We start from the raw sequence: 24994 nt of genomic DNA, 5'->3' as shown, positions 1-24994 counted from the left end.
GTTGAGCATCCGGGCCTCTTCTTGGGCCAGGACGACAACCCGTCGCGCTCGGTCGGTGAACCGCTCGAACATGCCCTCGTGCTCCTCACGTGCCGTGCGCCAATAACTGGCGGGGCCAGCGCACTGGCATCGGTGATGCCGGTGCTGTCACTACTCTATCGCCGCCGGGTGGTCTTGCTGAGCCCTCGTGGCTCCTCGAAACCGTCCGCAACGTTGATTTAGCCAACTTCGCACGCCCAACCGCTGTTCCCCCACCCGAACGAGTACGCGGACAGCGAAATCGCGGACGGACCCGGCGTCCACAGCCTGTGGACAACCCGCTCCACACTTGTGGATAACTCTACGGTCCGAACCTGAAGATCAAGTCAAAAGCAGGGGGGCCCGTCGCGCATCAAGCGCGACGGGCCCCGCAGGTTACGCGTGCCTCAGGCCCGACCGGGGCCCTTCGAGTGGAACTCGTCCACGATCTCCTGCGGGATGCGACCCCGGTCGGAGATGTCCTTGCCGGCCTTCTTGGCCCACTCGCGGATCGCCTTGTTCTGCTCCCGGTCGGCGGTCGCGCCGCCGCGACCACGCGCGGCCCGGCCACCGACGACCACACCGCCGCGGGCCACCTTGGAACCGGAGCCGACGTACGGAGCGAAGACGTCCCGCAATTTAGCCGCGTTCTTCTCCGAGAGGTCGATCTCGTACTGAATGCCGTCGAGCGCAAACTTGACGGTCTCCTCGGCGTCACCGCCGTCGAGGTCATCGACCAGCTTGTGAATGATCTGCTTGGCCACGCGCCGCTATCCTCCCGAACACAGGTTCTCCCGCAACGGTCAAGACAATAACGCCAGAGCGGCGGTATACGTCAATGGCGGGTCGAATATTACTCGGGCCGGACGAGCGGGAACAGGATCGTTTCCCGAATGCCGAGCCCGGTGAGGGCCATCAACAGCCGGTCGATTCCCATTCCCATCCCACCGGTGGGCGGCATTCCGTACTCCATCGCGCGGAGGAAATCCTCGTCGAGCTGCATCGCCTCGGGATCGCCGCCGGCGGCCAGCAACGACTGCGCCACGAGCCGTTCCCGCTGCACGACCGGGTCGACCAACTCGGAATATGCGGTGGCCAGCTCGAAACCGGAGACGTACAGATCCCACTTCTCGGTCAGACCGGGAGTTTCCCGGTGCGCCCGGGTAAGTGGGGCGGTCTCTTCGGGATAATCCCGCACAAATGTCGGCCTCTGCAGGGACGGCACGACCAGGTGCTCGAACAGCTCCTCGGCCAGCTTGCCGTTGCTCCACTTCGGGTCGACGGAAAGGTCGTGCTTTTCCGCATAGCCTGCAAGTTGCGCGCGATCGGTGGTCACCGTGACTTCTTCACCGAGTGCCTCGGAGAGCGAACCGAACAGCGTGACGGCCGGCCACTGACCGCTCAGATCCAACTCGGTGCCGTCGAAGTGGGTCACTACGTGTGATCCGGCGACTGCGAAGGCGGCCTCCTGAATCCACTCCTGAACCTGCTGCTGCATCACGTTGTAGTCGGCGTACGCCTGGTAGGCCTCGAGCATCGCGAACTCGGGCGAGTGACTCGAGTCCATGCCCTCATTACGGAAGTTCCGGTTGATCTCGAAGACCCGCTCGATGCCGCCGACGACGGCGCGCTTCAAAAACAGTTCCGGCGCGATCCGGAGATAGAGATCAGTGTCGAGTGCGTTGCTGTGCGTCACAAACGGACGGGCTGCCGCACCACCGTGCAGCAACTGCAACATTGGTGTTTCGACCTCGAGGAAATTGCGCCGGAACAGCGACTCGCGCAGGCTCCGGACGACGGTCGCCCGGGCGCGCACGGTCTCCCGCGCCTGCGGTCGCACGATCAGGTCGACATAACGCTGCCGGATCCGGGTCTCCTCGGACAGCGGCTTGTGCGCCACCGGCAGTGGGCGCAGCGCCTTGGCGCTCATCGCCCAGGTGTCGGCCAGCACGGACAGCTCGCCGCGCCGACTGGTGATCACCTCGCCCTCGATGCCGACCAGGTCACCCAGGTCGACCAGGTGCTTCCAGTCGGCCAGCGCCTGCTCGCCCACCTTGTCCAGAGAGAGCATGACCTGCAGCTCGGTGCCGTCGCCGTCGCGCAGAGTCGCGAAGCACAGCTTGCCGCCGTTCCGGATGAAGATCAGCCGGCCGGTGATCGCCACCCGGTCGCCCGACGCGGTGTCGGTGGGCAGTTCGGCGTACTTTTCCCGAACTTCCGAGAGCGAGGCGGTGCGGGGCAGGTTCACCGGGTAGGGCGGGACGCCCTCGGCCAGCAACCGCTCCCGCTTCGACCGGCGGACCCGCATCTGCTCGGGAAGGTCCTCGGCGGGGTCAGTTGCGGGCACATTCTGCTCGGTCACGGCACTGCTCTCTGTGGGAACGCGGGTCTTCGACGCAGAAAGCCTACTAAGCGGCCCTCAGACGTTCCGCTCATATACCATCCGGAGGCCGATCAGCGTGATCATCGGCTCGTGCGCGGTGATCGTGCGGCACTCGTCCTTGACCAGCCAGGCCAGGCCGCCGGTGGCGATCACCGCCGACACACTGCCGCCCAGCTCCTCGGTCATCTGCTCGACGATCCGGTCGACCTGCCCGGCGAAGCCGTAATACATGCCGGACTGAAGGCACTCGACGGTGTTCTTGCCGATCACCGAGCGCGGCTTGGCCGGCTCGACCTTGCGCAGCTGGGCCGCGCGGGCCGCGAGTGCGTCGAAGGAGATCTCGATGCCCGGCGCGAACGCACCGCCGAGGAACTCGCCCTTCGCGCTGATCACGTCGAAGTTGGTGGTGGTGCCGAAGTCGACCACGATCGACGGTCCGCCGTAGAGGGCGTGCGCGGCCAGGGTGTTGACCACCCGGTCGGCGCCGACCTCCTTGGGGTTGTCGATGGCCAGCTGTACGCCGGTCTTCACGCCCGGCTCGACGATCACGTTGGGCAGCTCGCCGTAGTACCGGCTCAGCATGGTGCGCAGGGTGCGCAGGGCGGCCGGCACGGTGGAGCAGGCAGCCACCCCGGTGATCTCCACGGCGTCGCCGGCGAGCAGCCCGCGGAACATCAGGCCCAGCTCGTCGGCGGTGGACCGGGAATCCGTCTTGATCCGCCAGTTGTGCACCAGCTTGTCGCCGTCGAAGGTCGCCAGAACGGTGTTGGTGTTACCGATGTCGATACAGAGCAGCATCAGGGCCTCAGGTCCAGAGCGATGTCCAGGATCGGCGACGAATGTGTCAGTCCGCCCACCGACAGATAGTCCACACCGGTCGCGGCATAGGCCTCAACGGTCTCCAGTGTGAGATTTCCGGTGGCCTCCAGCTCGACCCGGTCGCCGACCGCTTCCACGACCGTGCGGAGCAGCTCAGGGGACATGTTGTCGCACAGGAGGAAGTCGGCGCCGGCCTCGACCGCCTCTTCCGCTTCGGCCAGGGTGGTCACCTCGACCTGGACCGGCACGTCCGGGAACTTCTCCCGAACCAAGCGGTAGGCCGCGGTGATGCTGCCCGCCGCCAGCTTGTGGTTGTCCTTGATCATGGCGACGTCGTACAGGCCCATCCGCTTGTTCGTGCCGCCGCCGGCCCGCACCGCGTACTTCTCCAGCGCGCGCAGCCCCGGGGTGGTCTTGCGGGTGTCCAGCACGGTCGCCTTGGTGCCGGCCAGGATGTCGGCCCATCGGCGGGTGTGGGTCGCCACCCCGGACATCCGGCAGAGCAGGTTCAACGCCGTGCGCTCCGCGGTCAGCAGTGCCCGGGTCGGGCCGGTGATCACGGCGAGCACGTCGCCACGGCGTACCCGATCGCCGTCCTTGATCTTCGCTTCGAAGGTCGCCGTGCCGCCGGAGGTGGCGGCGAAGACCTCGGCCGCCACCGCGAGCCCGGCCACCACGCCGTCGGCCCGGGCCACCAGCTCGGCCGTGTCGGTCTGCCCGGCCGGGATGGTGGCCTCGCTGGTCACGTCGCGCGGCGGGTCGCCCAGGTCCTCACCGAGGGCGGTGAAAACGATCCGCTGCACCTCGAAAGGATCGAGAGTCACGCCATCTCCTCGAAGGTCTGGGTGAGCCGCCCCTTGGGGCTCAGTCCGTTCAGCAGGTGGCCGCGCCACTCGTCCTCGGCCACCGGGAAATCCTCCCGCCAGTGACAGCCGCGCGTCTCCCGCCGCGTCTGCGCCGACGCCACCAGCGCGGACGCCACGGTCAGCAGGTTGGTCGCCTCCCAGGCCGCGTTGTGCGGGGTGGTGCGCTGCTCGGCGAGGCGGCTCAGCTCCTTGGCGGTGCCGGCCAGCGAGTCGGCCGATCGCAGCACGCCGGCGCCGCGGGTCATCGCCCGCTGCACGTCGGCGCGGATCGCCGGATCAGCCACCCAGGCCGGCGTTTCTCTGACCGGAGCCGGCTCGGCCTGCGGCGGCAGGTCGCGGGCGATGTCGTCGGCGATCCGCCGGGCGAAGACCAGGCCCTCCAGCAGCGAATTGCTGGCCAGGCGGTTGGCGCCGTGCACGCCGGTGCAGGCCACCTCGCCGCAGGCGTAGAGCCCCGGGATGCTGGTGCGGCCGTGCAGGTCGGTGCGCACGCCGCCGGAGGCGTAGTGCGCGGCCGGCGCGACCGGGATGAGCTCGGTGGCCGGGTCGACGCCGGCCGCCCGGGTGGACGCCACGATCGTCGGGAAGCGGTGCTCGAGGAACTCCCGGCCGAGGTGCCGGGCGTCCAGGTAGACGTGGTCGGCGCCGGTGGCCCGCAACACCCGGTGGATGCCCTTGGCCACCACGTCGCGCGGCGCCAGCTCGGCCAGCTCGTGCTGACCCACCATGAACCGTTTGCCGCTCTCGTCGACCAGGTGGGCGCCCTCGCCGCGGAGCGCCTCGGAGATCAGCGGCCGCTGCACCGAGGTGACCGCCGCGCTGACGAACGAGGTCGGGTGGAACTGCACGAACTCCACGTCGGTGACGACCGCGCCGGCCCGCATCGCGAGGGCCACCCCGTCGCCGGTGGAGACCGACGGGTTGGTGGTGGACGAGTAGATCTGCCCCATCCCGCCGGTGGCCAGCACCACGGCCCGGGCCAGGATCGCGCCCACGCCGTCGGCCGAGCCCTCGCCCAGCACGTGCAGGGTGAGCCCGCAGGCCCGGCCGTCGGCGCCGCGCAGCAGGTCGAGGACCAGCGCGTGCTCGACCAGGCGGATCCACGGGTCGCGGCGCACCGCCTCGTGCAGCGCCCGCTGCACCTCGGCACCGGTGGCGTCGCCGCCGGCGTGCACGATCCGGTCGGCCCGGTGGCCGCCCTCGCGGGTGAGCATCAGCGAGCCGTCCTCGTGCCGGTCGAACTCCGCGCCGATCCGCATCAACTCGCGAACCCGGGCCGGGCCCTCCTCGACGAGAACCCGCACGGCGGCCGGGTCGCACAGCCCGACGCCGGCGATCTCGGTGTCGTTGGCGTGCGCGGCCGGGGTGTCCAGCGGATCGAGCACCGCGGCGATCCCGCCCTGGGCCCATCGGGTGGAACCGTCGTCGATGTTCACCTTGGTGACCACCGTGACGTGCAGCCCTTGTTCCCGCAGGTGCAGGGCGGCGGTCAGGCCGGCCACGCCGGAGCCGACGACCAGCACGTCGGTGGTCTCGCTCCAACCCGGGTCGGCGGCGGCGAGCCGGCGCGGCAGCTCCGGAAGGTCGGCGAGAAGTGACATCTGCTCAGTACACCCCGCCGGTGACCGGAGCCCGCCGCGGGGGCGGGCTCAGTGGTGGGCATTACTTGTACTGGATGGGGAGGCTCTTCGGGCCCTTGCCCTTCAGGGTCGAGCTCAACTCGGCGCCGTCCAGCCAGAGATAGCAGCGTACGCCGAAATCACCGAGCGCCCATACGTCTGCGTTGCCGGGCAACGACACCACGCCGGTGCGGAATTGAAGATCGGCGTCGTTGGGCACGCCGACGTAACCGGCGATCAGCCCGCGGCATCCGTCGTGGAACTTCGCCCAGGTGGCGTCGTCCTTGGGGAAAGACAGGTCCTTCGCGTACCAGACGCCGACGTACTCGGCGTTGTGCTTGGCGTCGCAGGCGACGGCCGGCATGCCGGCGATCGCGCCGGTGCTGTCCTGGGCCACCGCGTAGCAGGTGAGCATCAGCTCAGACGTGCCGTCGGCGAGCACGCTACGGAGGCTGCCGACCCGCTGCACCAGGCCGCCGTCGTCCTCCACCGTGCTGAGCTCGACCGCCTCGCAGCGGAACCAGCGCGACCCGCCGGTCCAGGCGGCGGCGGTCGGGTGGGTGACGCCGATCCAGAGGCGGGCGTTGCGCCAGGGGCCACCGACGTAGGTGGTGGTCTTCTCGTCGCAGACCTTGTAGGCGGTCGCGGCGCCGGCCGAGCCCTCGGCGGGCGGCGACTCGGCATCGGCGGCCGGCGACTCGTAGGTGCCCACGTAGACCGTCTCGGTCCGGTGCCGCAGCTGACAGTCCAGCTCGTCGTAGGTGGAGCGGGCGCCGATGGCGTTGAAGGTGGCCCCGTGACAGGTTCCGGCCGCCGGCTCGAACGCGGTGGCGGCCGCCATGACGGACCATCCGTTGGTGAGATCGCCGTCGACTCCGCCCGGTGCGGCGCACGCGGTCACCACCATCACCAGGGCAGCCGAGAAACCCAGCCGGATACCCAGGTGTCGCATAGCCCGTGAACTCCCGTCGTTTTCGCCCGGAATTCCGATGATAAGGCGATTTAAACAACGAAAGGCGAAAACCCCGGTTTGTGTACGTGGTGAGCGCTAACGCCGCACGAGGTGCACCGCGACGTTGTCGATCAGACGGGTGGTGCCGACCTTCGCCGCGACCAACAGGCGGCCCGGCCCCTCGGCGGGCGCCGGGCCGAGATGGAGGTCGGTCAGCGCCAGATAGTCGACCCGGACGGACGGCTCCTCGGCGAGAAGCTTGGTGGCGGTCGCCAGCACCGCCTCGGCGTCGGTCTGCTCGGCACCGAGCCGCAGCGCCCGGGACAGGGCCAGCGCGGCCCGCCGCTCGTCCGGCGACAGGAAGCGGTTGCGGCTCGACATGGCCAGGCCGTCCGGCTCGCGGACGGTCGGCACGCCGACGATCTCGACGCCCAGCTCCAGGTCGTGCACCATCCGGCGGATCAGGGCCAGCTGCTGGAAGTCCTTCTCGCCGAAGAACGCCACGTCCGCGCGGGTCAGCAGGAGCAGCTTCTCGACCACGGTGAGCATGCCGGCGAAGTGCCCGGGACGGCTCGCGCCCTCGAGCAGCTCGCCGATCGAGCCGGCGTTCATGGTGATCTGCGGGGCGCCGCCCGGATAGATCTCCTCGCGGCTCGGCGCGAACACCACCGCCACGCCCTCGGCCCGGCACGCCTCGACGTCCGCCTCGAGCGTGCGCGGGTACTTCGCGAAGTCCTCGTTCGGCCCGAACTGCAGCGGGTTCACGAAGATGGTGACCAGCACGAACGCCGACCGCTCGCGGGCCGTCCGGATCAGCGTGCGGTGCCCCTCGTGCAGGGCACCCATGGTCATCACCACGGCGACCTCGCCGGGAGCGGCGGCCACCGCGGCCGCGAGCTCCGCGCGGGTGTGGATCACCTCGGTCACAGCGCACTCCCCACCGTGGCACCGGACAGGACGTCCATCAGAAGGGCCGCGTCCTGCGGGCGCAGGCGGCCGGAAGCGATCGCGCGGCCCGCGGTGCGGCGGGCCAGAGCGAGGTAGGTGCCGGCGGCGTCGGCCGGCATCCGGTCCAGATGCTTGGCCACCGTGCCGGCGTCGCCGCGGGAGACCGGGCCGGTCAGGGCGGCGTCACCGAGCCGCAGCGCATTGTCGAGCGCCGCCCGCAGCAGCGGGCCGAGCACCCGCTCGGTGTCCTCGACACCGGCCGCGCGCAGCAGGTCGGCGGCCTCGTTGACCAGGGTGACCAGGTGGTTCGCGCCGTGCGCGAGGGCCGCGTGGTAGAGCGGGCGGCTGTCCTCGGCGATCCACTCCGGGATGCCGCCCAGGTCGGCCACCAGCCGGGTGGCGAACGCCCGATCCGGCGTGGTCACGCCCCAGGCGATGCCGGGCAGCCGGTCGAGGTCCGCGTCGGCGCCCGTGAAGGTCATCGCGGGATGCAGGGCCATGCCCTGCACATCGCCCAGAACGGCGAGTCCATGAGCGCCCGAGGTGTGCGCCACGACCTGACCGGGCCGCAGGGCGCCGGTGGTGGCCAGTCCGGCGACCACCCCACCCAGCGCGTCGTCCGGCACCGCCAGCAGCAGAAGATCGTCGGCGGCCCGGGCCACGTCGTCGGCCGGCAGGATCGCCGCCTCGGGCAGCAGCCGCGCGGCGCGATCACGGGAGGCCGCGGAAACCGCCGCCGCGGCCACGACCCGATGGCCGGCCGCGTTCAGGGCGGCGCCGACCACGGCGCCTACCCGCCCGGCGCCGACGACACCGACGGTGAGGGTGCGTTTCATATGCGGATCCAGTCCTCGAGATGGGGTACCGGTCGGGGCAATTGTGTGCACCCGTAACACGCCCGTGACAACAACGTGTGGTCAACTGCACGGCCGCCGCGCGGCCTATGGTGAGGGTGTGACGGGATGGCGCGCGGCGATGGCCGCCGGGCTGTACGGGCCGGCGGGTTTCTTCACGCGCGCCGCCACCGGTCCGGCCGAGCATTTCCGGACCAGCGTGCACGCGTCGCCGCTGTTCGCGGGCGCCCTGCTGCGGCTGGTCGAGCGGGTCGACGCGGCCCTCGGCCACCCCAAGGTGTTCCACCTGGTCGATGTCGGCGCCGGTCGTGGCGAGCTGCTCGGCATGCTCCGGCAACTGCTGCCGCCGCGGGTCCGGATGACCGCCGTCGAGGTGGCGCCCCGGCCGGCCGGGCTCGATCCGGCGATCGCCTGGCGCCCGGACATCCCCGGCGACATCGTCGGCCTGTTGATCGCGACCGAGTGGCTGGACAACGTGCCGCTCGACGTGGCCGACGTCGACGACCACGGGCGGCTGCGGAAGGTGCTGGTCGACCCGGCCACCGGCCTCGAATCGCTGGGCGGGCCGGTCGACGCGGCCGACCTGTTCTGGCTGAGCCGGTGGTGGCCGCGGCCCGGGCGGGCCGAGATCGGCTGGACTCGCGATGCCGCCTGGGCGGACGCGGTCGGGCAGGTGCGGCGGGGCTGCGCGCTCGCCGTCGACTACGGGCACCTACGCGCGGTCCGGCCGCTCGACGGCACCCTCACCGGATTCCGGAGCGGACGACAGGTGATGCCGGTGCCGGACGGGACCTGCGACGTCACGGCACACGTAGCGATGGACGCGGTGGCCATCGCTACGGGTACCCCGTACGAAATGATCACCCAGCGGGAGGCGCTGAAAGCGCTCGGGATCGACGGCGCCCGGCCACCGATTGATCGCGCCCGTAGTGATCCGGGCGGATATGTGCGGGCGCTGGCGGCGGCCGGCGCCGCCGCCGAGCTGATCGAACCGGGCGGCCTCGGCAGCCATTGGTGGCTGCTGCACACGGTCGGTCTGAATTCACATGGGAGCATGCTCCAGTGACGGATGCGCTGCGGGAGATGACGGTCGGGACCGGTGCCGGGCTCGACACGGCCGACATGGTGCTCAACATCGGTCCGCAGCACCCGTCCACGCACGGCGTGCTGCGGCTCAAGCTCACTCTCGACGGCGAGCGGGTGGTGACCTGTGAGCCGATCGTCGGCTACATGCACCGCGGCGCCGAGAAACTGTTCGAGGTGCGCGACTACCGGCAGATCATCATGCTGGCCAACCGGCACGACTGGCTGTCCGCGTTCGCCAACGAGCTGGGTGTCGCCCTCGCCGTCGAACGGTTGATGGGCATCGAGGTGCCGGAGCGCGCGATCTGGCTGCGCACCGCCCTGGCCGAGCTCAACCGGGTGCTCAACCACCTGATGTTCCTCGGGTCCTACCCCCTGGAGATCGGCGCGATCACGCCGATGTTCTACGCGTTCCGCGAGCGGGAAACCCTGCAAGCCGTCATGGAAGAGGCCACCGGCGGCCGGATGCACTACATGTTCAACCGGGTCGGCGGCATCAAGGAGGAGGTCCCGGCCGGGTGGACCACCCGGGCCCGGCAGGCGATCAAGACGGTCCGCAAGCGACTGCCCGACCTCGACAACGTCATCCGCAAGAACGACATCTTCCTCGCCCGCACCGTCGGGGTAGGGGTGCTGACCGCCGCCCAGGCCGCCGCCTTCGGCGCGTCCGGGCCGGTCGCGCGGGCCTCCGGGCTCGACTTCGACCTGCGCCGAGACGAGCCCTATTTGGCGTACGACCAGCTCACCGTGCCCGTGGTGACGAAGAAGAGCGGTGACTGTCACGCCCGGTTCGAGGTGTTGCTGGACCAGGCCTACGTGTCGCTCGACCTCGCCGAGGAGTGCCTGGACCGGGTCGACAAGATCTCCGGACCGGTGAACGTACGCCTGCCGAAGGTGGTCAAGGCACCCGAGGGCCACACCTACGCGTGGACCGAGAACCCGCTCGGCATCAACGGGTACTACCTGGTGTCCCGAGGCGAGAAGACGCCGTGGCGCCTGAAGATGCGCACCGCGTCCTACGCGAACGTGCAGGCCCTGGCCACGCTGATCCCCGGCTGCCTGGTCCCCGACCTGATCGCCATCCTCGGCTCGATGTTCTTCGTGGTCGGCGACATCGACAAGTAGGACCTACCGGCGGCCGTAACCCTGCACGTAGCGCTCGTCGGGCTGCCAGCCGTCATACTCGGCGAAGTCGGCGAGCGACCCGATGTTGGTGTCGTTGGCCGAGGGCCGGTGCCGCCGAGCGCGATAGTTGGGGTCGCCGGTGGTGAGCGGCCCTTCGTAGCCCCCGTCCAGCCCGTAGCCGTCCGAGTCGAGGTCCCCCTGCGACGGCCCATAGGCGCCGTCGTCCGGACCGTAGCCGTCGTCACCCTGCGCGTAGCCGCCCGCCGCCGGGCCATAGCCGTAGTTCGACGGCCCGAAGCCATTGCCACCGGGGCCGTGTCCGCTGATACCCGGGCCGTGTCCGCTGACACCCGAGCCGTGCCCGCTGACACCCGAGCCGTGCCCGCTGACACCCGGACCGTGCCCGTTTGCACCCGCGCCGTGCCCGTTGCCGGCCGGGCCGTAGCCGCCGGCGCTCGCGGCGTAGCCGCTGCCGGCCGCGCCGTGCCCGTTGGCGCCCGCGCCCGGTTCGTTGCCGCCCGCGCCGAAACTGTTCGCTGCCGGGCCCTGGTCGTCGCTGTCCCCGCCGTAGCCGTTCGCGGATGGCCCGTAACTGTTGCCGGACGAGTCGAAACCGTTGGGGCCTGGGCCGGGCCGGTCGGCGTCTCGGCCATAGCCGTTCGCGGGCGGCCCGTAGCCGTTGCCCGACGGGCCGAAGTTGTTGGCGACCGGACCGTAGGCGTAGTCCTCACCGGCCGGGCCGAAGCCGTTCGCGCCGGCGTAGCCGTAGTCGGTGCCGTAGGCGTCGTAGCTCTCCCCCGCCGGGTCGTAGCCGTCGTCGTAACCGGGCCCGGCGCCGTAGCCGTTGGCCTGGGGCACGCCGTAGGAGCCGCCCGGGTAACCGGTGGCACCGGGCGGCACATCGGCGTAGCCGTTGCTGGCGCCGAAGTCGCCGTCCAGGGACTCCGAACGGCCGTACTGGACGCTGCCGGGACGGACCGCGGCCGCGGCTCGCGGCGGGGCCGGCGAGGAGGGTGGCACGGGCACCGAGGCGGCGCCCCGCTGGCGCGGGATGGCGGCGGAGGCCACACCGGGGACCGGGCGGCTGCCGCTCGTCCGGCCGGGCTCGCGAGGGTCGCCGGTGGACATACCCGGCTCGCGACGCCCGTTAGGCCCGAACCCGGGACCAGGAGCGCCGGGGCGGGAGCTGCCGGGACCGTTGGCGGCGCGACCGGCGGGGCCGACACCGTTCGGGCCCGGACCACCAGGACCCATGCCGTTCGAGCCGGAACCACCAGGGCCGGGGCCATTCGGGCCGGGACCCCCGGAGCGGGGGCCACCTTGGCCGAAGCCGTTCGGGCCGGGACCGCCGGGGCCGGGGCCGTTCGGGCCGGGCTTTGCCGGGCGGGCCGTGGCGACGGCGGCTCCTGCTGCTGCTGGGGCTGGGACGCTGGCGCGGCCTCCGCCGGCGAAGGCCGGGTCGGGCTGGGGGCGGCGGGGCGGTGGGCCGGCCGGGAACGGGTCGTCCTCGGCGGCCATGGGGGCGTCCTGGAAGAAGCCGGAGCGCTCCTGGGCCGGGGGCGCGGCTGGGGCCGTGGCCGCGGCGCGGCCGAACTCGGCGCGCAGTTGTGCGCGCAGGGCCTGGACCTCCTCGGCGACGCGGTCCTCCACGTGGCCCTCTTGCAGCACCGGGTCGCTGCGGATCAGGACCGACGAACCGACCAGCACGACACTCACGGCGATCAGCAGCACGGCGAAGCGCACCGAGTTCGAGCTTTGACCGAGCAGCACGACGACCGCGGCCAGTGGCGCGAGCAGTACGCCCGCCCAGATCAGGCCGCGGAGCAGTCGTGAGCTGTGCCCAGCCCCAGGGTCCCTCTCCGGCATGGGCGCCCATGCTACCGAGAGTGGGCCAGGGACGAAATGGGCAAACGCCGGGTTTCAAATGTGCTGAAACCCGGCGTTCTCCCGACAAATGTCAGCCGGCAGCTAGGGCGCCGTCCGAGCTGAACACCAGGCCGACGCTGATCGTGCCCTGCTTCAGCGCGGTCTTGGTGAGCGGACCGCCCGCGTCCAGGGTGGAGAACTTTCCGGCCTGGAAGCTGTAGACGTCGACGAGGCCCTGCTGGCACTTCGGCCGCTGCGGGCACTCGGCCGGGCCGCCGAGCACGGTCGCCGCGCCGGAGCACTTGGCGGCCAGGTCGGAGAGGGTCTTCACCGAGTATTTGTCGGAGAAGGCCGTCGTGGTGGCGAAGGCGTTCTGGTCCTGCGCCTGCGAGGGCGCCCCGAAGACCAGGCCGACCTTGGCGCCGAGCGCCGTGAGGTTGGTGACCGTGGTGGTGAGGTCGGTCGAGGACGGGTCCTTCGCGTTCTTGTCGATCTTGCCGGACAGGAACGTGGCCAGGGTCGCGGCATACTCCGGGACGACGTCGATGTCGCCCTTCTCCAGCGCGGGCTCGTACAGCTCGCGGTTGCCGATCTGCTGGACCTTGACCTTGTAGCCGGCCGCGGTCAGCGCCAGGCCGTAGATCTCGCCGAGGGTGGCGTTCTCGCTGAAGTTCGCCGCGCCGACCGTGATGTCGCCGCCCGGGCCCTTGGCCAGGCCGGCGGCGATGTTGTTGGTCGTCACGAACTCCTGGGCCGCCGCCTTGGAGGATTTGCGGTCGATGTCGACCGCCTTGTTGAGCGCGATGAGCTTGGTGGTGTCGAGCGCCGCGGACACCTTGTCGAGCGCCGCGATCAGCTGCGGCGAGGACGACTTCTGGTTGATCGCGGGGATGACGTTGTCGGTGTTCTGCAGCTTCTTGTCGTCGGTCAGCACGACCAGCGAGTCGCCGGCGACCGGGGCGCAACCCGCGCCGGCGGCCGACGAGGCGGGCGCTTCGGTGCCGGAGGAACCGGCGTCGCCGCAGCCGGCGAGGGTGACGACGGCCGCCGTCGCCGTGGCGGCCATCAGGAGCAGGTGTCGACGCATACTGCCGCCTTCTGTGTCCCGGCGTGGCCAGGGTGGCCGCGCCGCGTGTCCGACGGGCAGCCGGAGTGCTTGCCCGTACACCCTGCAAGGTCTACCCGGTGGGTATGACAACTTCTTCGAAAGATGCGGGTCCGTTACGTGGAGGTAACCGGACGAGCGACCCGCCGGCGCCGCACGGTCCGCAACGGACGGGGCGTGACCAGGCGTTCTACCCCCGCGAAGACCGCCTCGACGAGGAGTGCGAGGAGCACCACAGCGATGCCGCCGGCCACGATCTGGTTGCCGCCGACGTTGATGCCGAGTCCGAATCCGGCCGTGATGATCTGTCCGAGCCCGCCACCGTTGACAAACGTCGCGAGCGTCGCGGTCGCCACCACCTGCACGGCGGCGGTCCGCAGGCCGGACGCGAGGTAGGGCACGGCCAGCGGCAGTTCGACCCGGCGCAGCAGCTGCCCGCCGGACAGGCCCATGCCGATCGCCGCGTCCTTGGTCTCCGGATCGACCGACCGCAGCCCGGTGTACGCGTTCGCGAGCAGCGGCGGTACGGCGAAGACGGCCAGCGCCAGGATCACCGGGAGCTTGCCGAAGCCGATCGGCGTCAGCGGCAGGATGGTGAGCAGCGCGAGAGTGGGAACCGCGCGAGTGAGGTTCGCCACCGTAATCACCACGCCGCCGCCCCGGCCCCGGTGTCCGAGCCAGATGCCGAGCGGCAGGCCGATCGCGCAGCCGATCAGCACCGCCCAGAAGGTGATCACCAGGTGCTCCTGGAGCCGGTCGAACAGGCCGCCCGGGTTGGTCCAGTTGAGCGGGTCGTTGAGCCAGACCAGCCCGTCCCTGAAGTAGTTCACGCGACCCTCCTGCGGCTCCACGGGGTGAGCAGCCGGCCCAGGCCGACCAGAGCCAGGTCGAAGATCAGGGCCAGGCCCACGCAGAGCACCGTGCCGGTGGTGATCTCGGCACGGTAGAAGTTGTTCCAGAAGCCGCCCATGATCAGGTCACCGAGGCCGCCCTGTCCGATGATCGCGCCGATCGTGACCAGCGCCACGGTGGAGACCGTGGCCAGCCGCAGGCCGGTGATGATGCCGGGCAGCGCGAGCGGCAACTCGACGTGCCAGAGCCGCCCGAACCGGCCGTAACCCATCCCGGCGGCGGCGTCCCGGACCTCGCTGGGCACCTGGGTGAGACCGGTCAGGGCGTTCCGGATCAGGAGCAGCAGGGCGTAGAGCACCAGGGCGATCAATACCGTCGCGCGATTGGTCGCACCGAGCAGCGGAGCCAGCAACGCGAGCAGCGCCAGCGACGGAATCGTGTAGAGGACGCCGGAGAGTGCGAGAATCGGCCCGGTCAGCGGTCTGATCCAGTAGGCGACGACGGCGAGCGGCACGGCCACCAGCAGCGCGATGACCACGGTTTCCAGGGTGATCCCGACGTGGAAACCGAGCTTCGACAGGATGGTGCCGGCGTTGTCGTTGACGTACTGCCACGAGAACCACGGATTTCCCGGCCCGTCATCGGCGGGTGCGGCCAGCGGCGTGGAGGCCGCCGGTACCCACGACAGGAAGGACATACGTGGACGCTACCGCGATCAACGAGTCCGGGCCCGCCCGGAGCGCGGCCTCGATCACGTTGGAGAACATCGGCAAGACCTACCCGGACGGCACGGTCGCGGTCGGCGACTTCAGCCTCCAGGTGGGCGCCGGTGACCTGGCCGTACTCATCGGCCCGTCCGGCTGCGGCAAGTCCACGATCCTCCGGATGATCAATCGGCTGATCGAGCCGACCGGCGGCCGCATCCTGATCGACGGCCAGAACATCCTCGACCGGAACCCGGTCGAGCTGCGCCGGCACATCGGGTATGTGATCCAGAACGTCGGGCTCTTCCCGCACCAGAACATCCGCACCAACGTCGGCACGGTGCCGCGGCTGCTCGGCTGGGACAAGAAGCGGATCAACGAGCGGGCCGACGAGCTGCTGGAGCTGGTCGGCCTCGACCCGGCCCGGTACGCGAAGCGCTACCCGCACGAGCTCTCCGGCGGCCAGCGGCAGCGGGTCGGCGTGGCCCGGGCGCTGGCCGCGGACCCGCTCGTGCTGCTGATGGACGAGCCGTTCTCGGCGGTCGACCCGATCGCCCGCGGCCGGCTGCAGGAGGAGTTCCTCAAGCTGCAGGCCACCGTGCGCAAGACGATCGTGCTGGTCACCCACGACATCGACGAGGCGGTCCGGCTCGGCGACCGGATCGCGGTGCTGGCCGAGGGCGGGCGACTGCTGCAGTACGCCCCGCCGGCCGAGCTGCTGAGCCGGCCGGACTCGGCGGCGGTGGGCGATTTCGTGGGCGCCGACCGGGGCATCCGGCGGCTGGCCGTGACCCCGCTGCGGCCGGCCCTGCGCCCGGTCGAGGGGGGTACGGCGATCGACGGCCGGCCGACCGTGGATGCCGGTGGCACGCTCTACGACGCACTGGCGGCGATGCTCGCGGCCGATGCGACCGAGGCGGTGGCGATCGAGGACGGCGAGCCGGTCGGCGTGCTATCACGGGCGGCGCTGTTCGACGTACCCAGGAATGAAGCGGAAGCCAAAGTCTGAGCGTTGGGGCCGGGGTTTGATCGCCCCGGCCCGCGCCCGTTACTTCGTGCCGCGGTAGCCGCCCAGCGTGGCCAAGCCGACGATCCAGCCGACGAACAGGCCGTAGGCGGCGCCGTTGCCGGCCGCGTTGAACGCACCGAGCAGCGACGGGTTGGCCAGGAACAGCGTGGTGAGAAGGGCGGCGAAGCCGCCGGCGAAGATGTACGACGCCCAGCCCGCGAAGAACTGGCTGATCGTGCCGCGCGCCCGGGCCAGCTGGGAGCCGGGCAGGAGGTACAGGAAGAGCGCGGTCAGGACGACCAGCAGGATCGCTTTGAGGTCGCCGACGATGATCTCGCGCAGCGAGTCGTTGGAGTTGAAGGTCCAGTGCGGCCAGGCGAGCAGGCGTAGCCACCAGCCGCCGGCCGTGTTCGCGTTCGTGTTGTCGACGACCCAGTCCGAATACCACGGGCTGCCGAAGACGAGGACCAGTATGAGCGCGGCCAACGTGCCCGCACCAGGCGCAGATTTGTACCGGTTACCGAGAGCCATGGCCGGGATATTCCCAGCGCAGTGGCTCTTTCAAACGACGGTGGTAAATGTCCTTGATCAGTGTTTTTGTAGGTAATCGATGAAGGCCGCCCGCAGCAGTGGCTCCTGCTCGCCGTAGCCGTGCTCCTGGTAACCGCCCTTACCGGTCAGTTCCCGCCAGAGCGCGACGTACTCGTCGATGGTCGGGCCGATCGAGTTGGGCGCACCGTCCAGCTCGGCGGCGTCGTCGGCGTCGGGCAGGTGCTTGATGACCGACCAGATGAACTTGACGTCGTGGTGCTGGCGGGCCAGGCCGAAGGCGCGCTCGCGCAGCTCCTCGGTGGTCAGGGCGTCCAGTTCGGCGAAGCTCGCAGAGGTCATGTCGGCAAGCATAGGGCCGGCGTTCCGGTCACCGACTTGATCCCCACGGCCCGTCGTCCCAGCGGTCGGTGCGGTTCGCGGTGGCGGCCGGCGTCCAGCTCTCCAGGTCGGGCGTCCAGTTCGTCGCGGCGGTGGTCGGCGCCGCGTTCCAGTCGTCGCCGGCCGGGGGCAGCGGCCGCCCGAACGACTCGACCAGCCGGGTGACGATCAGGCCGCCGCCGAGCACGCAGGCCGCGGTCGCGAACAGGGCGATGTCCAGGCCCTTCCGGTTGGACCAGTCGAGGTAGAGGGTGAACGCGGCGACCGCGAAGAGGGTGCCGAACATCCCGCCGCGCCGCCCGAAGGCACTGGTGCCGGCGAGCATGGCCAGGCCGAGGGCGATGCCGGTCCATTCCAGGCCGGTGCCGGGCGCGATCGGGGTGGCCGACTGGGCGGCGATGAGGAAGCCGGCGGCGACCGCGAAGACCGAGGAGAGCAGCAGCGAGCCGATCACCGGCAGCGCCACCACGACACCGCGCCGGCGAGCCGGGTCGTCGGTCGGGCGCATGCCGCCCAGCCAGCGGCGCACCGGTGTCACCGTGCCCAGCGCCCCGCCCAGCACGGCCAGCAGCGCGAACCCGCCGAACAGGAAGAACGCCTGGTTGGTCGGGTCGTATCGACCCTGCACGACCTCGGGCGCGACCCGCAACTGGTCGTAGACGATCACGCCGAGCGCGGCGGCCAGGGTGGCCGCCCAGCCGGGCACGTGCAGCACGACGATCAGTAAGCCGACCAGGAGCGCACCGGCCGCCGCGATGATCAGCGCCGGGACGGCCGCCTTGACCAGGCCCAGGTCACCCTGCTCGGCGTAGTGCAGGGAGGCGCCGAGCGCGATCGGGCCGATCGCGAGGTTGGGCACGCCGGCCCGCAGGGTCAGCCCGGCCCCGAGGGTCAGCAGGCCGATCGCGGCACCGGTGATGAGCAGAGCATCCAGCGCGGGACGCTGGAACGCGTCGCGGTCGAGCTGCCACAGCAGGAAACCGAAGGCACCCGCCGCGAGCAGCAGCACCACCTCCCAGCCGAGGTGGATGCCGAGCCGGTCCCGGCCGTCGTCGGCGCGGCGCGCGACGTCGGCCGTGTCGGCGGTGTCCATCTCCTCGGCCCGGCGGCGCTGCTCGGTCGCGGCCAGGGTATTCGCGCGGTACGCCGCCGGATCGGTCGGCTGTTCGTCTGTGCGACGGAACGTCGTCTCGTCGTACGCCATCGCGCGCCTCCTCGTGTGCGTCTATCCGTGCGGCCCAGACGCACGCCGAAAACCGCCGGGCACTTGCCCCGCGTCCAGAGCATACGGATACGAGTCGGTCTCAGTTCAAGGCCGAATTTGTGCCGGATCGGCGGCGATCAGCGACGCGGTTCGAGGTCGTCCTCGTCCTTGCTGTCCGGCTGCTCCGGAATGCGGCAGGAACGCTCCAGCCAGAGCGCCGTGCCGATCAGGGCGGCCGCGGCGACCAGACCGGCACCGGCGGCCGGCAGATCGTTGTGCGCGGCCTCGGTGGGCTCCATCGCGAGCCAGGCCAGCAGGCCGGCCGAGAAGCCCGCCGAGAGCGCGCCGACCAGCGACGACGCCTTGGCCAGCGCGACATAACGGGCCACCGCGAGCGGGTCGACCGGGAGCGTGCCGGGCTTGCGCTGGATGCGGGCGCTGGTGTTCTGGGCGAGCAGGCCCTCGGCGATGGCCAGCACGAATAGCACGATCACCGGCGACCAGGGCAGCTCGGGGAGCGACTGATAGGTGAAGCTGAGCAGCAGCCAGCCGAGGGCGGCCGCGCCCAGGCACGCGACGATCAGCACCGAGATGCTCGTCGGCCGCAGCGACGGGTCCGACTTGGGCGCCTGCGGGTTGCTGCTCACACCACCGACTCTAACGTCAGCTCGGGGCGAGGAGTCATCGCGGCAAGGTCATCGGCCAGAGCCGTGTCGTTCAGCAGGTCGGTGAGCCAGCCGTGCCCGGGCAGCTGCCCGTAGGGCTGGATGTCGATCCACGGGCGCAGCACGAACGCCCGCAGATGCGCCCGCGGGTGCGGCAGGGTCAGCTCCTCGTCGTCGCTGAGCACCGGCTGGTCGTCGGCGTCCCAGACCGCGATCACGTCCACGTCCAGGGTGCGCGGGCCGAACCGGCGCTCCGGGTCGCGGACCCGTCCGGCCGCGGCCTCGCAGGCGCGGGCCCGGTCGAGCCAGTCGCGGGGCTCGGCCTTCGGGTCGACGGCGACGAGTACGGCGTTCAGATAGGCGGGCTGGTCGGCGTCTCCCCAGGGCGGGGTCTCGTAGATCCCGGAGACCACCGCCACGCTGCTCCCGAGCAGCCGGACCGCATCCTGGAGGTGGCGATGGCGGTCGCCGAGGTTGCTGCCGAGGGACAGCACGGCCCGGGTCATGACCGGCTCTTCCGCAGGGTGACGGCAACGTCGACGAAGTCGTGCGGGATCGGTGCCTGCGGCTTGTGGACGGTGACCTCGGCCGCCTCGACCCGCTGGTCGGCCAGGCAGACGTCGAGGAGACGGCCGGCCAGGGTCTCGATCAGGTTGACCGGCTCGCCGGTGATCACGGCGACCAGCGCGGTGGCCAGTTCGCCGTAGTGGACGGTGTCGGCCACGTCGTCGGTCTCGGTGGCCTTCGCCAGATCCAGCTCGAGCACGACGTCGACGACGAAGTCCTGGCCCTCGGCGCGCTCGAAGTCGTAGACGCCGTGGTGGCCCTTGGCCCGAAGGCCGCTGAGCTTGATCATCTCTGCTCCAGTCTCGGACTGCCGGAAGCCCGCCAGACGGCGAGCGCGTCGGCCGTGTCGCGTACGTCGTGGACGCGTACGCCCCAGGCCCCGGCCGCCACCGCCAGCACCGAGGTGGCCAGCGTGGCCGCCTCGCGCTGGTCGACCGCGCGGGGCGTGCCGTCCGCGGTCGCCAGCAGGCGGCCCAGGTAGGTCTTGCGGCTGGCCGCGAAGAGCACCGGGAAGCCCAGCTCGACGATCGCGTCCAGGTGGCGGGTGAGCAGCCAGTTGTGCTCGGCCGTCTTGGCGAAGCCGAGACCCGGGTCGAGAATGATCTGACTCGGGTCGACACCGGCCGCGGTCGCCGCGTCCACCCGCTCCAGCAGCTCGGCCCGCACCTCGGCGACCACGTCGTCGTAAACGGCCAGCTTGGTCATCTCGCGGGAGTGGCCGCGCCAGTGCATGAGGATCCACGGGCAGCCGGCATCGCGGGCCACGGCGGCCATACCGGGGTCGGCCAGACCGCCCGAGACGTCGTTGATGACGGTGGCGCCGGCCTCGAGCGCGGCCGCGGCGACCGCGGCGCGGGTGGTGTCGATGCTGAGCGGAACACCGGCCGCGACAAGCCCTGTGATTACCGGAACTACGCGCTTGATTTCTGTCGCGGCGTCCACTCGCTCGGCGCCCGGACGGGTCGACTCGCCCCCGATGTCCACGATGTCCGCGCCGTCATTCATCAATGCCGTGCCATGTTCGACAGCCGCGTCGACATCGTTGTACCGGCCGCCGTCCGAGAAGGAGTCCGGCGTGACGTTCAGGATCCCCATCACGACCGGGTGATCTCTGCGGATTCCGTGCACGCCCGTGAGCAGCGCATCCCTCGCTTTAGTCGGCACAGAGCAAGGGTAGGCCGGGCGGTTTGTCGCACGTGTGTACGATGGCCGGTGACTCATTTTCATGCACGCGCTCACCTTGAGTAACGTTTCAGGCGCTTGTAGACAAGAAGTACGGGCCGTACGCTTCGGGTCTGGGCATCATGAACGAACCGAAGAGAGCAGACGAGCATGGCAGTGCCCGAACGGCTCACTCGACGCGGTGAGCTGGAAGTAGCACGATATGGGCGTCGCCGTGCGGCTTCACAACTGCAGCGTGTCCGGATCCCCCAAACCGGACGCGGGGAGGTTTACCAATGATCGCCACAGAGCTCGCCGCGCACGTCGCGACGCTGGCCGCCGAGCCCAAGGGCATCAACACCCAAGGGATCGTCACCTTCTTCGCCAGCAACATCGCACCCATCCTGCTGGCGGTCCTCGGCGTGATCTTCATCGGACGCGCCAGCCGAGGCGAAATATCCAAGGTGCTCACCAGCTCGGCCATCGCCATCGTCGGCCTGGCCTTCATCGCCGGTGCGGCCACATTGTTCTTCGTCGGCGACTACCTCATCGACCTGATCTTCAGCTGAGATGCGGCTCCGTACCGACGACGACATCTATCGGGCGCGCTTGGTCTATCTGGGTCCGCCCGGATACACGCTGCCCATCCACCTGCCGTACGCGCAGTACGGCATGTTCGTGCTGCTGGTTCCGGTCTTCATGTTCCTGCACTACCTGCTCACGTTCGACTTCGACCCGTTCCCGGCGTGGGAGATCGCCCTCGCCATGGTCAGCACGTCCTACGTGTTCCGGCATGTCGACCCGGACCGGCCGGCCCGGCTGGTAATCAAGACCGCGCTCACCGACTGGCGCCGCACCCGCGAACCGGCCGTCGAGCAGCGTGATCCGAGACTTGTCGCCACTCGCATCCGGGTTCGGGAGGAGCTGGTATGACCAGTTTTGCCGTACGCCTAGTCGGGGTTGGCGCATGACCGGACCCTCACCGCACGGGCAGCCCCGGGCGGATGCCAACACGCCGGGCAGGCAGAGTAACGGTGTGCGCTCGGACCACTACTCTTCGCCAGATTCGGCGGAGGGCAACCCCGAAGAGCTTGTCGCCGCGCCGGGACACGGCGCGGTCGGTGTCTTCCAGGCGCCTCAGCCGGTCCGGCCGCGCGGCGGTGCCGTCGACACCAGCCTGGACATCGATTCGCCGTTCCTGGACCTCTTCGGCGGGACGGCACCCCCGATCTCCGCCGCCCCGGCGCCGGCCACTCCTCCGGAAGCCGCCGACCCCGACTTCGACTTCGACTTCGATTCGCCGACCCCGCCGGTCTCGCAGGCTCTGCCGACCGTGCCGCCGCCGGCTCCGCCCGCGGTGGACAGCGGGCCCTACAACCGGGCACCCGCCGGGCCGAAGGCAGATTTCTATCAGGAGGGTGACGGCGCCTGGCCCGACGTCGACGACTGGCCGGCCAACACCCCGGTAACCAGCGCGCCACCGGTGCCGGTGCCCGCGCCCGCTCCGGAGCCGCCGACGCCACTGTGGCAGACGGTCGGCAATCGCGGTGCGGAGGTCCAGCCGTACGCTCCGCAGGCCGAGCCGGACCTGCCCGTACCCGCCGAAGCAGCGCCACCACCCGCCAAGCGCAGGGAAAAGGCGCCGGTTCCGGCGAAGCCGAAGAAGCAGAAGGAAATCAAGGCCGCGCCGCTGCGGCCCAACAAGATCAAGTTCGGTGATCGCGATCCGGCGATGGAGCTCGCGATCAGCGAGATCGCCGGCCATCTGACCTTCACCCAGAGCACGGTGACGGCCTGGTATTCGCTGCCCGAGGTGCGCTGGGCCTTCCGGCCCGACGCCGAACGCGAGGCGCTGCTGTCGGCCATCTCCGAGCAGTACGCCGGCCTGGCCGGCTTCCGGCTGCACCTGCGCCGCACCAACCGGCCCTTCCCGGCCGACGAATGGGCCCGCACGGTCGACTCGTTCACCGCGAAACCGCTGCCCGACGTGCGCGGCGGCACCTCCTGGTCGGACCATCTCGTGGCCGCCCAGCGGCACCTGCTCTCGGTCAACCACGCCGAAGGGCAGACCTACCTCGGGGTGACGTTCGCGCGGCGGTCCCTCGGTGACACGTTCGCCGAACGGATCATGCGGGTCTTCGGGCGCGGCACCACCGACGGCGAGCGCCGCAAGCTCGGGCGCACCGTCGAGCAGTTCGACGAGGTGCTCAGCGCGTTCGGAATGCGCGGGCGCCGGGTCAACCCAGCCGAGCTGGAATGGCTGCTCTACCGCTCGGTGGCGCTGGGCATGGCACCGCCCACGATGCTCTCGCCGATCACCAACGGGCAGTGGGAGACCGGCGACCTGCTCGCCCTCACCGAACAGGTCGAGCGCTACCGCACGCCCTACGGCTCCACGGTCAAGCTGGTCAACCGGATGACCGGCGAGGAACGGCACGTCGCCGTCCTCTCCGTCGGCCGGATGGAACCCCTCGAGATCCCCGAGAAGCACGAGCCCTGGCTGCACTTCCACGAGCGACTGCCCTGGCCCATGGAGATCTCCTCGCGGATCGACATCCTCGGCTCCGGCAGCTCCTTCAAGAACCTCGAGCACCGGCTCCGGATGATCCGGTCCCAGCAGCTCGACTACGCCGAGCACGGCATCGACGCGCCGCCCGAGCTGGAACGCCTGGCCAAGCGCGCCCTCGTCATCGGCGACGAGATGACCACCGGCCTCCCGGTCGAGTCGGCCCGCGCGCACGGCTGGCACCGGATCGCGGTCAGCGGCGCCACCCGCGAGGAATGCCTCGAACGGGCTCGCCGGCTCATCCAGCTCTACTCCCGGGAACTGCGGATCTCCCTGCAGCACCCGAAGAACCAGGATCAGCTCGCCCGCGAATTCATCCCCGGCGAGCCCATCGCCAACACCGGCTACGTCCGGCGGATGCCGGTCAAACTGCTGGCCGCGGCCGTGCCGCAGGCGGCATCGACCGTCGGCGACCGACGGGGAGACCTCATCGGGCGCACGTCCGGGACCTGCCGGCGTCCCGTCTTCCTCGACCTGCACTTCCCGATGGAGGTACGGGAACGCTCCGGCCTCGGGGTGTTCGTGGCCGAGCCCGGCGGTGGCAAGTCGACGCTCATGGGCGCGCTGGGCTACCTGAACGCCCGGCGCGGCGTCCAGGTCACCCTGCTCGACCCGTCCGGGCCGCTCGCCCGGCTGTGCTCCATGCCCGAGTTGAAGCCGTACTCCCGGGTGCTCAATCTGACCGGTTCCGAACAGGGCACCCTCGCGCCGTACGCGCTGATCCCCACCCCCGTCCGCTCCGAGTTCGCCACCGGCCCCGGCGGCGACCGCGAGTTCGAGATCGCCGTCTCCAACGCCCGCGCCGAGCGCCGCATGCTCGTCCAGGACATCTGCTCGATGCTGGTGCCGCCGCAGGTCGCCAAGGAAGCCTCCACCGCGACCCTGCTCCGGCACGCCGTCCGCCAGGTGCCCGCCGAGGAGACCTCCACCCTCGACGACGTCGTCCGCACCCTCCAGGGCCTCGACGACGACGGCAAGGAACTCGCCAACCTGCTCCTCGACACCGCCGAGATGCCGCTGGCGCTGCTCTTCTTCGGCTCGCCACCCGCGCACCTGCTCGGCGCCGACGCGGCCCTCACCGTCATCACCATGGCCGGCCTCCGCCTGCCCGACCTGAAGATCGAGCGCGAGTACTGGTCGGCCGAAGAATCACTCGCCCTGCCCATGCTGCACACCGCGCACCGGCTCGCGGTCCGCCGCTGCTACGGCGGCTCGATGAGCTCCCGCAAGATGGTCGGCCTGGACGAAGCCCACTTCATGGAAGGCTGGCGGTCCGGCCGCTCCTTCCTCGTCCGCCTCGCCCGCGACTCCCGGAAGTGGAACCTCGCGGCCCTGGTCGCCTCGCAGAACCCGCGCGACATCCTCGGCCTGGACGTGCAAAACCTCGTCTCCACCGTCTTCGTCGGCCGAATCGCCGAAGACCAGGAGATCGCCTCGGAAGCACTACGCCTCCTCCGGGTGCCGGTCCACGACGGGTACGAAGCGACGCTGGCTTCCCTATCCCAGGTAGACACCTCGTCGTCGAACCGGCTCGGATTCCGCGAGTTCGTGATGCGCGACGTCGATGGACGCGTCCAGAAAGTACGTGTCGACGTGTCGTACGTTGAAGGTCTGCTGGAGCACCTGGATACGACGCCTACGGCGGCCAAGGCGGCGCCCTCGGCGATTCCGATGTTGCCGTCCGACCTGGAGGCTTGA

General features: G+C 70.5%; 25 protein-coding genes and 1 pseudogene. 7 read left to right on the top strand and 19 right to left on the bottom strand.

The genetic code is table 11. The annotated features are described in order from the left end of the window. Positions 1–222 (top strand): annotated as a pseudogene (locus tag Ato02nite_RS46865) (hypothetical protein); the annotation flags it as partial. 203 nt (positions 223–425) lie between these two features. Here the strand turns inward: Ato02nite_RS46865 and Ato02nite_RS46860 are convergent. The 8 genes from Ato02nite_RS46860 to Ato02nite_RS46825 all read right to left on the bottom strand — a co-directional run bounded on the left by Ato02nite_RS46860 (position 426) and on the right by Ato02nite_RS46825 (position 8441). Further along, complete coding sequence (locus Ato02nite_RS46860; RefSeq protein WP_203813078.1) at positions 426–782, bottom strand: histone-like nucleoid-structuring protein Lsr2; 357 nt, start codon at positions 780–782, stop codon at positions 426–428. 89 nt (positions 783–871) lie between these two features. Continuing rightward, the gene (lysS, locus tag Ato02nite_RS46855) at positions 872–2380 is read right to left on the bottom strand and encodes a lysine--tRNA ligase (protein WP_213013212.1); all 1509 of its coding nucleotides are present in this window, start codon (positions 2378–2380) and stop codon (positions 872–874) included. Positions 2381–2437: 57 nt separating this feature from the next. Further along, on the bottom strand, positions 2438–3199 hold the full coding sequence (locus tag Ato02nite_RS46850; protein WP_203813077.1) for a type III pantothenate kinase: 762 nt from the start codon (positions 3197–3199) through the stop codon (positions 2438–2440). Next, positions 3199–4044: a carboxylating nicotinate-nucleotide diphosphorylase gene (nadC, locus tag Ato02nite_RS46845; RefSeq protein ID WP_213013211.1), complete on the bottom strand. Its 846-nt coding sequence runs from the start codon at positions 4042–4044 to the stop codon at positions 3199–3201. Before nadC ends, Ato02nite_RS46850 begins: the two co-directional genes overlap by 1 nt. After that, positions 4041–5687: an L-aspartate oxidase gene (locus Ato02nite_RS46840; protein ID WP_213013210.1), complete on the bottom strand. Its 1647-nt coding sequence runs from the start codon at positions 5685–5687 to the stop codon at positions 4041–4043. The genes nadC and Ato02nite_RS46840 overlap by 4 nt, the downstream gene beginning before the upstream one ends. A gap of 61 nt (positions 5688–5748) precedes the next feature. Beyond that, positions 5749–6657, bottom strand: coding sequence for a septum formation family protein (locus Ato02nite_RS46835; protein ID WP_213013209.1), 909 nt, complete (start codon positions 6655–6657; stop codon positions 5749–5751). A 96-nt stretch (positions 6658–6753) separates the two neighbouring features. Next, positions 6754–7584, bottom strand: coding sequence for a pantoate--beta-alanine ligase (gene panC / locus Ato02nite_RS46830; RefSeq protein ID WP_213013208.1), 831 nt, complete (start codon positions 7582–7584; stop codon positions 6754–6756). Then, the gene (locus Ato02nite_RS46825) at positions 7581–8441 is read right to left on the bottom strand and encodes a Rossmann-like and DUF2520 domain-containing protein (protein WP_213013207.1); all 861 of its coding nucleotides are present in this window, start codon (positions 8439–8441) and stop codon (positions 7581–7583) included. Before Ato02nite_RS46825 ends, panC begins: the two co-directional genes overlap by 4 nt. A 139-nt stretch (positions 8442–8580) precedes the next feature. Between Ato02nite_RS46825 and Ato02nite_RS46820 the strand changes: the two genes are divergently transcribed. Both Ato02nite_RS46820 and Ato02nite_RS46815 read left to right on the top strand, forming a co-directional pair. After that, the gene (locus Ato02nite_RS46820) at positions 8581–9525 is read left to right on the top strand and encodes an SAM-dependent methyltransferase (RefSeq protein ID WP_213013218.1); all 945 of its coding nucleotides are present in this window, start codon (positions 8581–8583) and stop codon (positions 9523–9525) included. Positions 9526–9542: 17 nt separating this feature from the next. After that, on the top strand, positions 9543–10667 hold the full coding sequence (locus Ato02nite_RS46815; RefSeq protein WP_213013217.1) for an NADH-quinone oxidoreductase subunit D: 1125 nt from the start codon (positions 9543–9545) through the stop codon (positions 10665–10667). A 3-nt stretch (positions 10668–10670) separates the two neighbouring features. Here Ato02nite_RS46815 and Ato02nite_RS46810 read toward each other — a convergent pair whose 3' ends face one another. The 4 genes from Ato02nite_RS46810 to Ato02nite_RS46795 form a co-directional block, all read right to left on the bottom strand. Continuing rightward, positions 10671–12533 (bottom strand): hypothetical protein, encoded by a 1863-nt coding sequence (locus Ato02nite_RS46810; RefSeq protein ID WP_213013206.1) that lies wholly within the window; start codon positions 12531–12533, stop codon positions 10671–10673. A gap of 91 nt (positions 12534–12624) precedes the next feature. After that, a complete protein-coding gene (locus tag Ato02nite_RS46805) occupies positions 12625–13620 on the bottom strand; it encodes a glycine betaine ABC transporter substrate-binding protein (protein WP_246608162.1) in 996 nt (331 codons plus the stop codon). A gap of 134 nt (positions 13621–13754) precedes the next feature. Beyond that, positions 13755–14468 (bottom strand): ABC transporter permease, encoded by a 714-nt coding sequence (locus Ato02nite_RS46800; RefSeq protein ID WP_213013205.1) that lies wholly within the window; start codon positions 14466–14468, stop codon positions 13755–13757. Further along, positions 14465–15187 carry an ABC transporter permease gene (locus Ato02nite_RS46795; RefSeq protein ID WP_213013204.1) on the bottom strand — a complete coding sequence of 241 codons (723 nt, stop codon included), beginning with the start codon at positions 15185–15187 and terminating at the stop codon, positions 14465–14467. Before Ato02nite_RS46795 ends, Ato02nite_RS46800 begins: the two co-directional genes overlap by 4 nt. 2 nt (positions 15188–15189) lie before the next feature. Here Ato02nite_RS46795 and Ato02nite_RS46790 point away from each other — a divergent pair, with 2 nt between their 5' ends. Next, the gene (locus Ato02nite_RS46790; protein WP_213013203.1) at positions 15190–16203 is read left to right on the top strand and encodes an ABC transporter ATP-binding protein; all 1014 of its coding nucleotides are present in this window, start codon (positions 15190–15192) and stop codon (positions 16201–16203) included. 39 nt (positions 16204–16242) lie between these two features. Here Ato02nite_RS46790 and Ato02nite_RS46785 read toward each other — a convergent pair whose 3' ends face one another. From Ato02nite_RS46785 to folP, 7 genes are all read right to left on the bottom strand, one after another. After that, a complete protein-coding gene (locus Ato02nite_RS46785; RefSeq protein ID WP_213013202.1) occupies positions 16243–16734 on the bottom strand; it encodes a hypothetical protein in 492 nt (163 codons plus the stop codon). A gap of 57 nt (positions 16735–16791) precedes the next feature. Continuing rightward, on the bottom strand, positions 16792–17094 hold the full coding sequence (locus Ato02nite_RS46780; RefSeq protein ID WP_246608161.1) for a hypothetical protein: 303 nt from the start codon (positions 17092–17094) through the stop codon (positions 16792–16794). A 28-nt stretch (positions 17095–17122) separates the two neighbouring features. Beyond that, complete coding sequence (locus tag Ato02nite_RS46775) at positions 17123–18337, bottom strand: ABC transporter permease (RefSeq protein ID WP_213013200.1); 1215 nt, start codon at positions 18335–18337, stop codon at positions 17123–17125. A 137-nt stretch (positions 18338–18474) separates the two neighbouring features. After that, positions 18475–18984: a DUF3180 domain-containing protein gene (locus Ato02nite_RS46770; RefSeq protein ID WP_213013199.1), complete on the bottom strand. Its 510-nt coding sequence runs from the start codon at positions 18982–18984 to the stop codon at positions 18475–18477. Beyond that, entirely contained in the window at positions 18981–19508 is a 528-nt protein-coding gene (gene folK / locus Ato02nite_RS46765; RefSeq protein ID WP_213013198.1) for a 2-amino-4-hydroxy-6-hydroxymethyldihydropteridine diphosphokinase, read from the bottom strand. Before folK ends, Ato02nite_RS46770 begins: the two co-directional genes overlap by 4 nt. Further along, positions 19505–19858, bottom strand: coding sequence for a dihydroneopterin aldolase (folB, locus tag Ato02nite_RS46760; RefSeq protein WP_213013197.1), 354 nt, complete (start codon positions 19856–19858; stop codon positions 19505–19507). The genes folK and folB overlap by 4 nt, the downstream gene beginning before the upstream one ends. Next, on the bottom strand, positions 19855–20664 hold the full coding sequence (folP, locus tag Ato02nite_RS46755; RefSeq protein ID WP_213013196.1) for a dihydropteroate synthase: 810 nt from the start codon (positions 20662–20664) through the stop codon (positions 19855–19857). The genes folB and folP overlap by 4 nt, the downstream gene beginning before the upstream one ends. Before the next feature lie 362 nt (positions 20665–21026). On the opposite strand from folP, the gene Ato02nite_RS46750 reads away from it, so the two are divergent. Genes Ato02nite_RS46750 through Ato02nite_RS46740 form a run of 3 tightly spaced genes read left to right on the top strand, consistent with a single transcriptional unit; the run spans position 21027 to position 24994 of the window. Beyond that, on the top strand, positions 21027–21299 hold the full coding sequence (locus Ato02nite_RS46750) for a hypothetical protein (RefSeq protein WP_213013195.1): 273 nt from the start codon (positions 21027–21029) through the stop codon (positions 21297–21299). Between the two features lies 1 nt (position 21300). Beyond that, positions 21301–21663 (top strand): hypothetical protein, encoded by a 363-nt coding sequence (locus Ato02nite_RS46745; RefSeq protein ID WP_213013194.1) that lies wholly within the window; start codon positions 21301–21303, stop codon positions 21661–21663. A 34-nt stretch (positions 21664–21697) separates the two neighbouring features. Beyond that, positions 21698–24994 carry an ATP-binding protein gene (locus Ato02nite_RS46740; protein WP_213013193.1) on the top strand — a complete coding sequence of 1099 codons (3297 nt, stop codon included), beginning with the start codon at positions 21698–21700 and terminating at the stop codon, positions 24992–24994.

It is taken from the genome of Paractinoplanes toevensis, assembly GCF_018332695.1.
Taxonomy (GTDB): domain Bacteria; phylum Actinomycetota; class Actinomycetes; order Mycobacteriales; family Micromonosporaceae; genus Actinoplanes; species Actinoplanes toevensis.
The sequence above is the reverse complement of the archived record's forward strand: the minus strand, read 5'-3'. Positions and strand labels throughout refer to the sequence as shown.

Excerpts from the sequence above, each read along its gene's own strand:
- Ato02nite_RS46850 (WP_203813077.1), bottom strand. The coding sequence starts at position 3,199 with ATGCTGCTCTGTATCGACATCGGTAACACCAACACCGTTCTGGCGACC.
- Ato02nite_RS46840 (WP_213013210.1), bottom strand. The coding sequence starts at position 5,687 with ATGTCACTTCTCGCCGACCTTCCGGAGCTGCCGCGCCGGCTCGCCGCC.
- Ato02nite_RS46835 (WP_213013209.1), bottom strand. The coding sequence starts at position 6,657 with ATGCGACACCTGGGTATCCGGCTGGGTTTCTCGGCTGCCCTGGTGATG.
- Ato02nite_RS46825 (WP_213013207.1), bottom strand. The coding sequence starts at position 8,441 with ATGAAACGCACCCTCACCGTCGGTGTCGTCGGCGCCGGGCGGGTAGGC.
- Ato02nite_RS46820 (WP_213013218.1), top strand. The coding sequence starts at position 8,581 with ATGGCCGCCGGGCTGTACGGGCCGGCGGGTTTCTTCACGCGCGCCGCC.
- Ato02nite_RS46815 (WP_213013217.1), top strand. The coding sequence starts at position 9,543 with ATGACGGTCGGGACCGGTGCCGGGCTCGACACGGCCGACATGGTGCTC.
- Ato02nite_RS46810 (WP_213013206.1), bottom strand. The coding sequence starts at position 12,533 with ATGCCGGAGAGGGACCCTGGGGCTGGGCACAGCTCACGACTGCTCCGC.
- Ato02nite_RS46805 (WP_246608162.1), bottom strand. The coding sequence starts at position 13,620 with ATGCGTCGACACCTGCTCCTGATGGCCGCCACGGCGACGGCGGCCGTC.
- Ato02nite_RS46795 (WP_213013204.1), bottom strand. The coding sequence starts at position 15,187 with ATGTCCTTCCTGTCGTGGGTACCGGCGGCCTCCACGCCGCTGGCCGCA.
- Ato02nite_RS46785 (WP_213013202.1), bottom strand. The coding sequence starts at position 16,734 with ATGGCTCTCGGTAACCGGTACAAATCTGCGCCTGGTGCGGGCACGTTG.
- Ato02nite_RS46780 (WP_246608161.1), bottom strand. The coding sequence starts at position 17,094 with ATGACCTCTGCGAGCTTCGCCGAACTGGACGCCCTGACCACCGAGGAG.
- Ato02nite_RS46775 (WP_213013200.1), bottom strand. The coding sequence starts at position 18,337 with ATGGCGTACGACGAGACGACGTTCCGTCGCACAGACGAACAGCCGACC.
- folK (WP_213013198.1), bottom strand. The coding sequence starts at position 19,508 with ATGACCCGGGCCGTGCTGTCCCTCGGCAGCAACCTCGGCGACCGCCAT.
- folB (WP_213013197.1), bottom strand. The coding sequence starts at position 19,858 with ATGATCAAGCTCAGCGGCCTTCGGGCCAAGGGCCACCACGGCGTCTAC.
- folP (WP_213013196.1), bottom strand. The coding sequence starts at position 20,664 with ATGGGGATCCTGAACGTCACGCCGGACTCCTTCTCGGACGGCGGCCGG.
- Ato02nite_RS46750 (WP_213013195.1), top strand. The coding sequence starts at position 21,027 with ATGATCGCCACAGAGCTCGCCGCGCACGTCGCGACGCTGGCCGCCGAG.
- Ato02nite_RS46745 (WP_213013194.1), top strand. The coding sequence starts at position 21,301 with ATGCGGCTCCGTACCGACGACGACATCTATCGGGCGCGCTTGGTCTAT.
- Ato02nite_RS46740 (WP_213013193.1), top strand. The coding sequence starts at position 21,698 with ATGACCGGACCCTCACCGCACGGGCAGCCCCGGGCGGATGCCAACACG.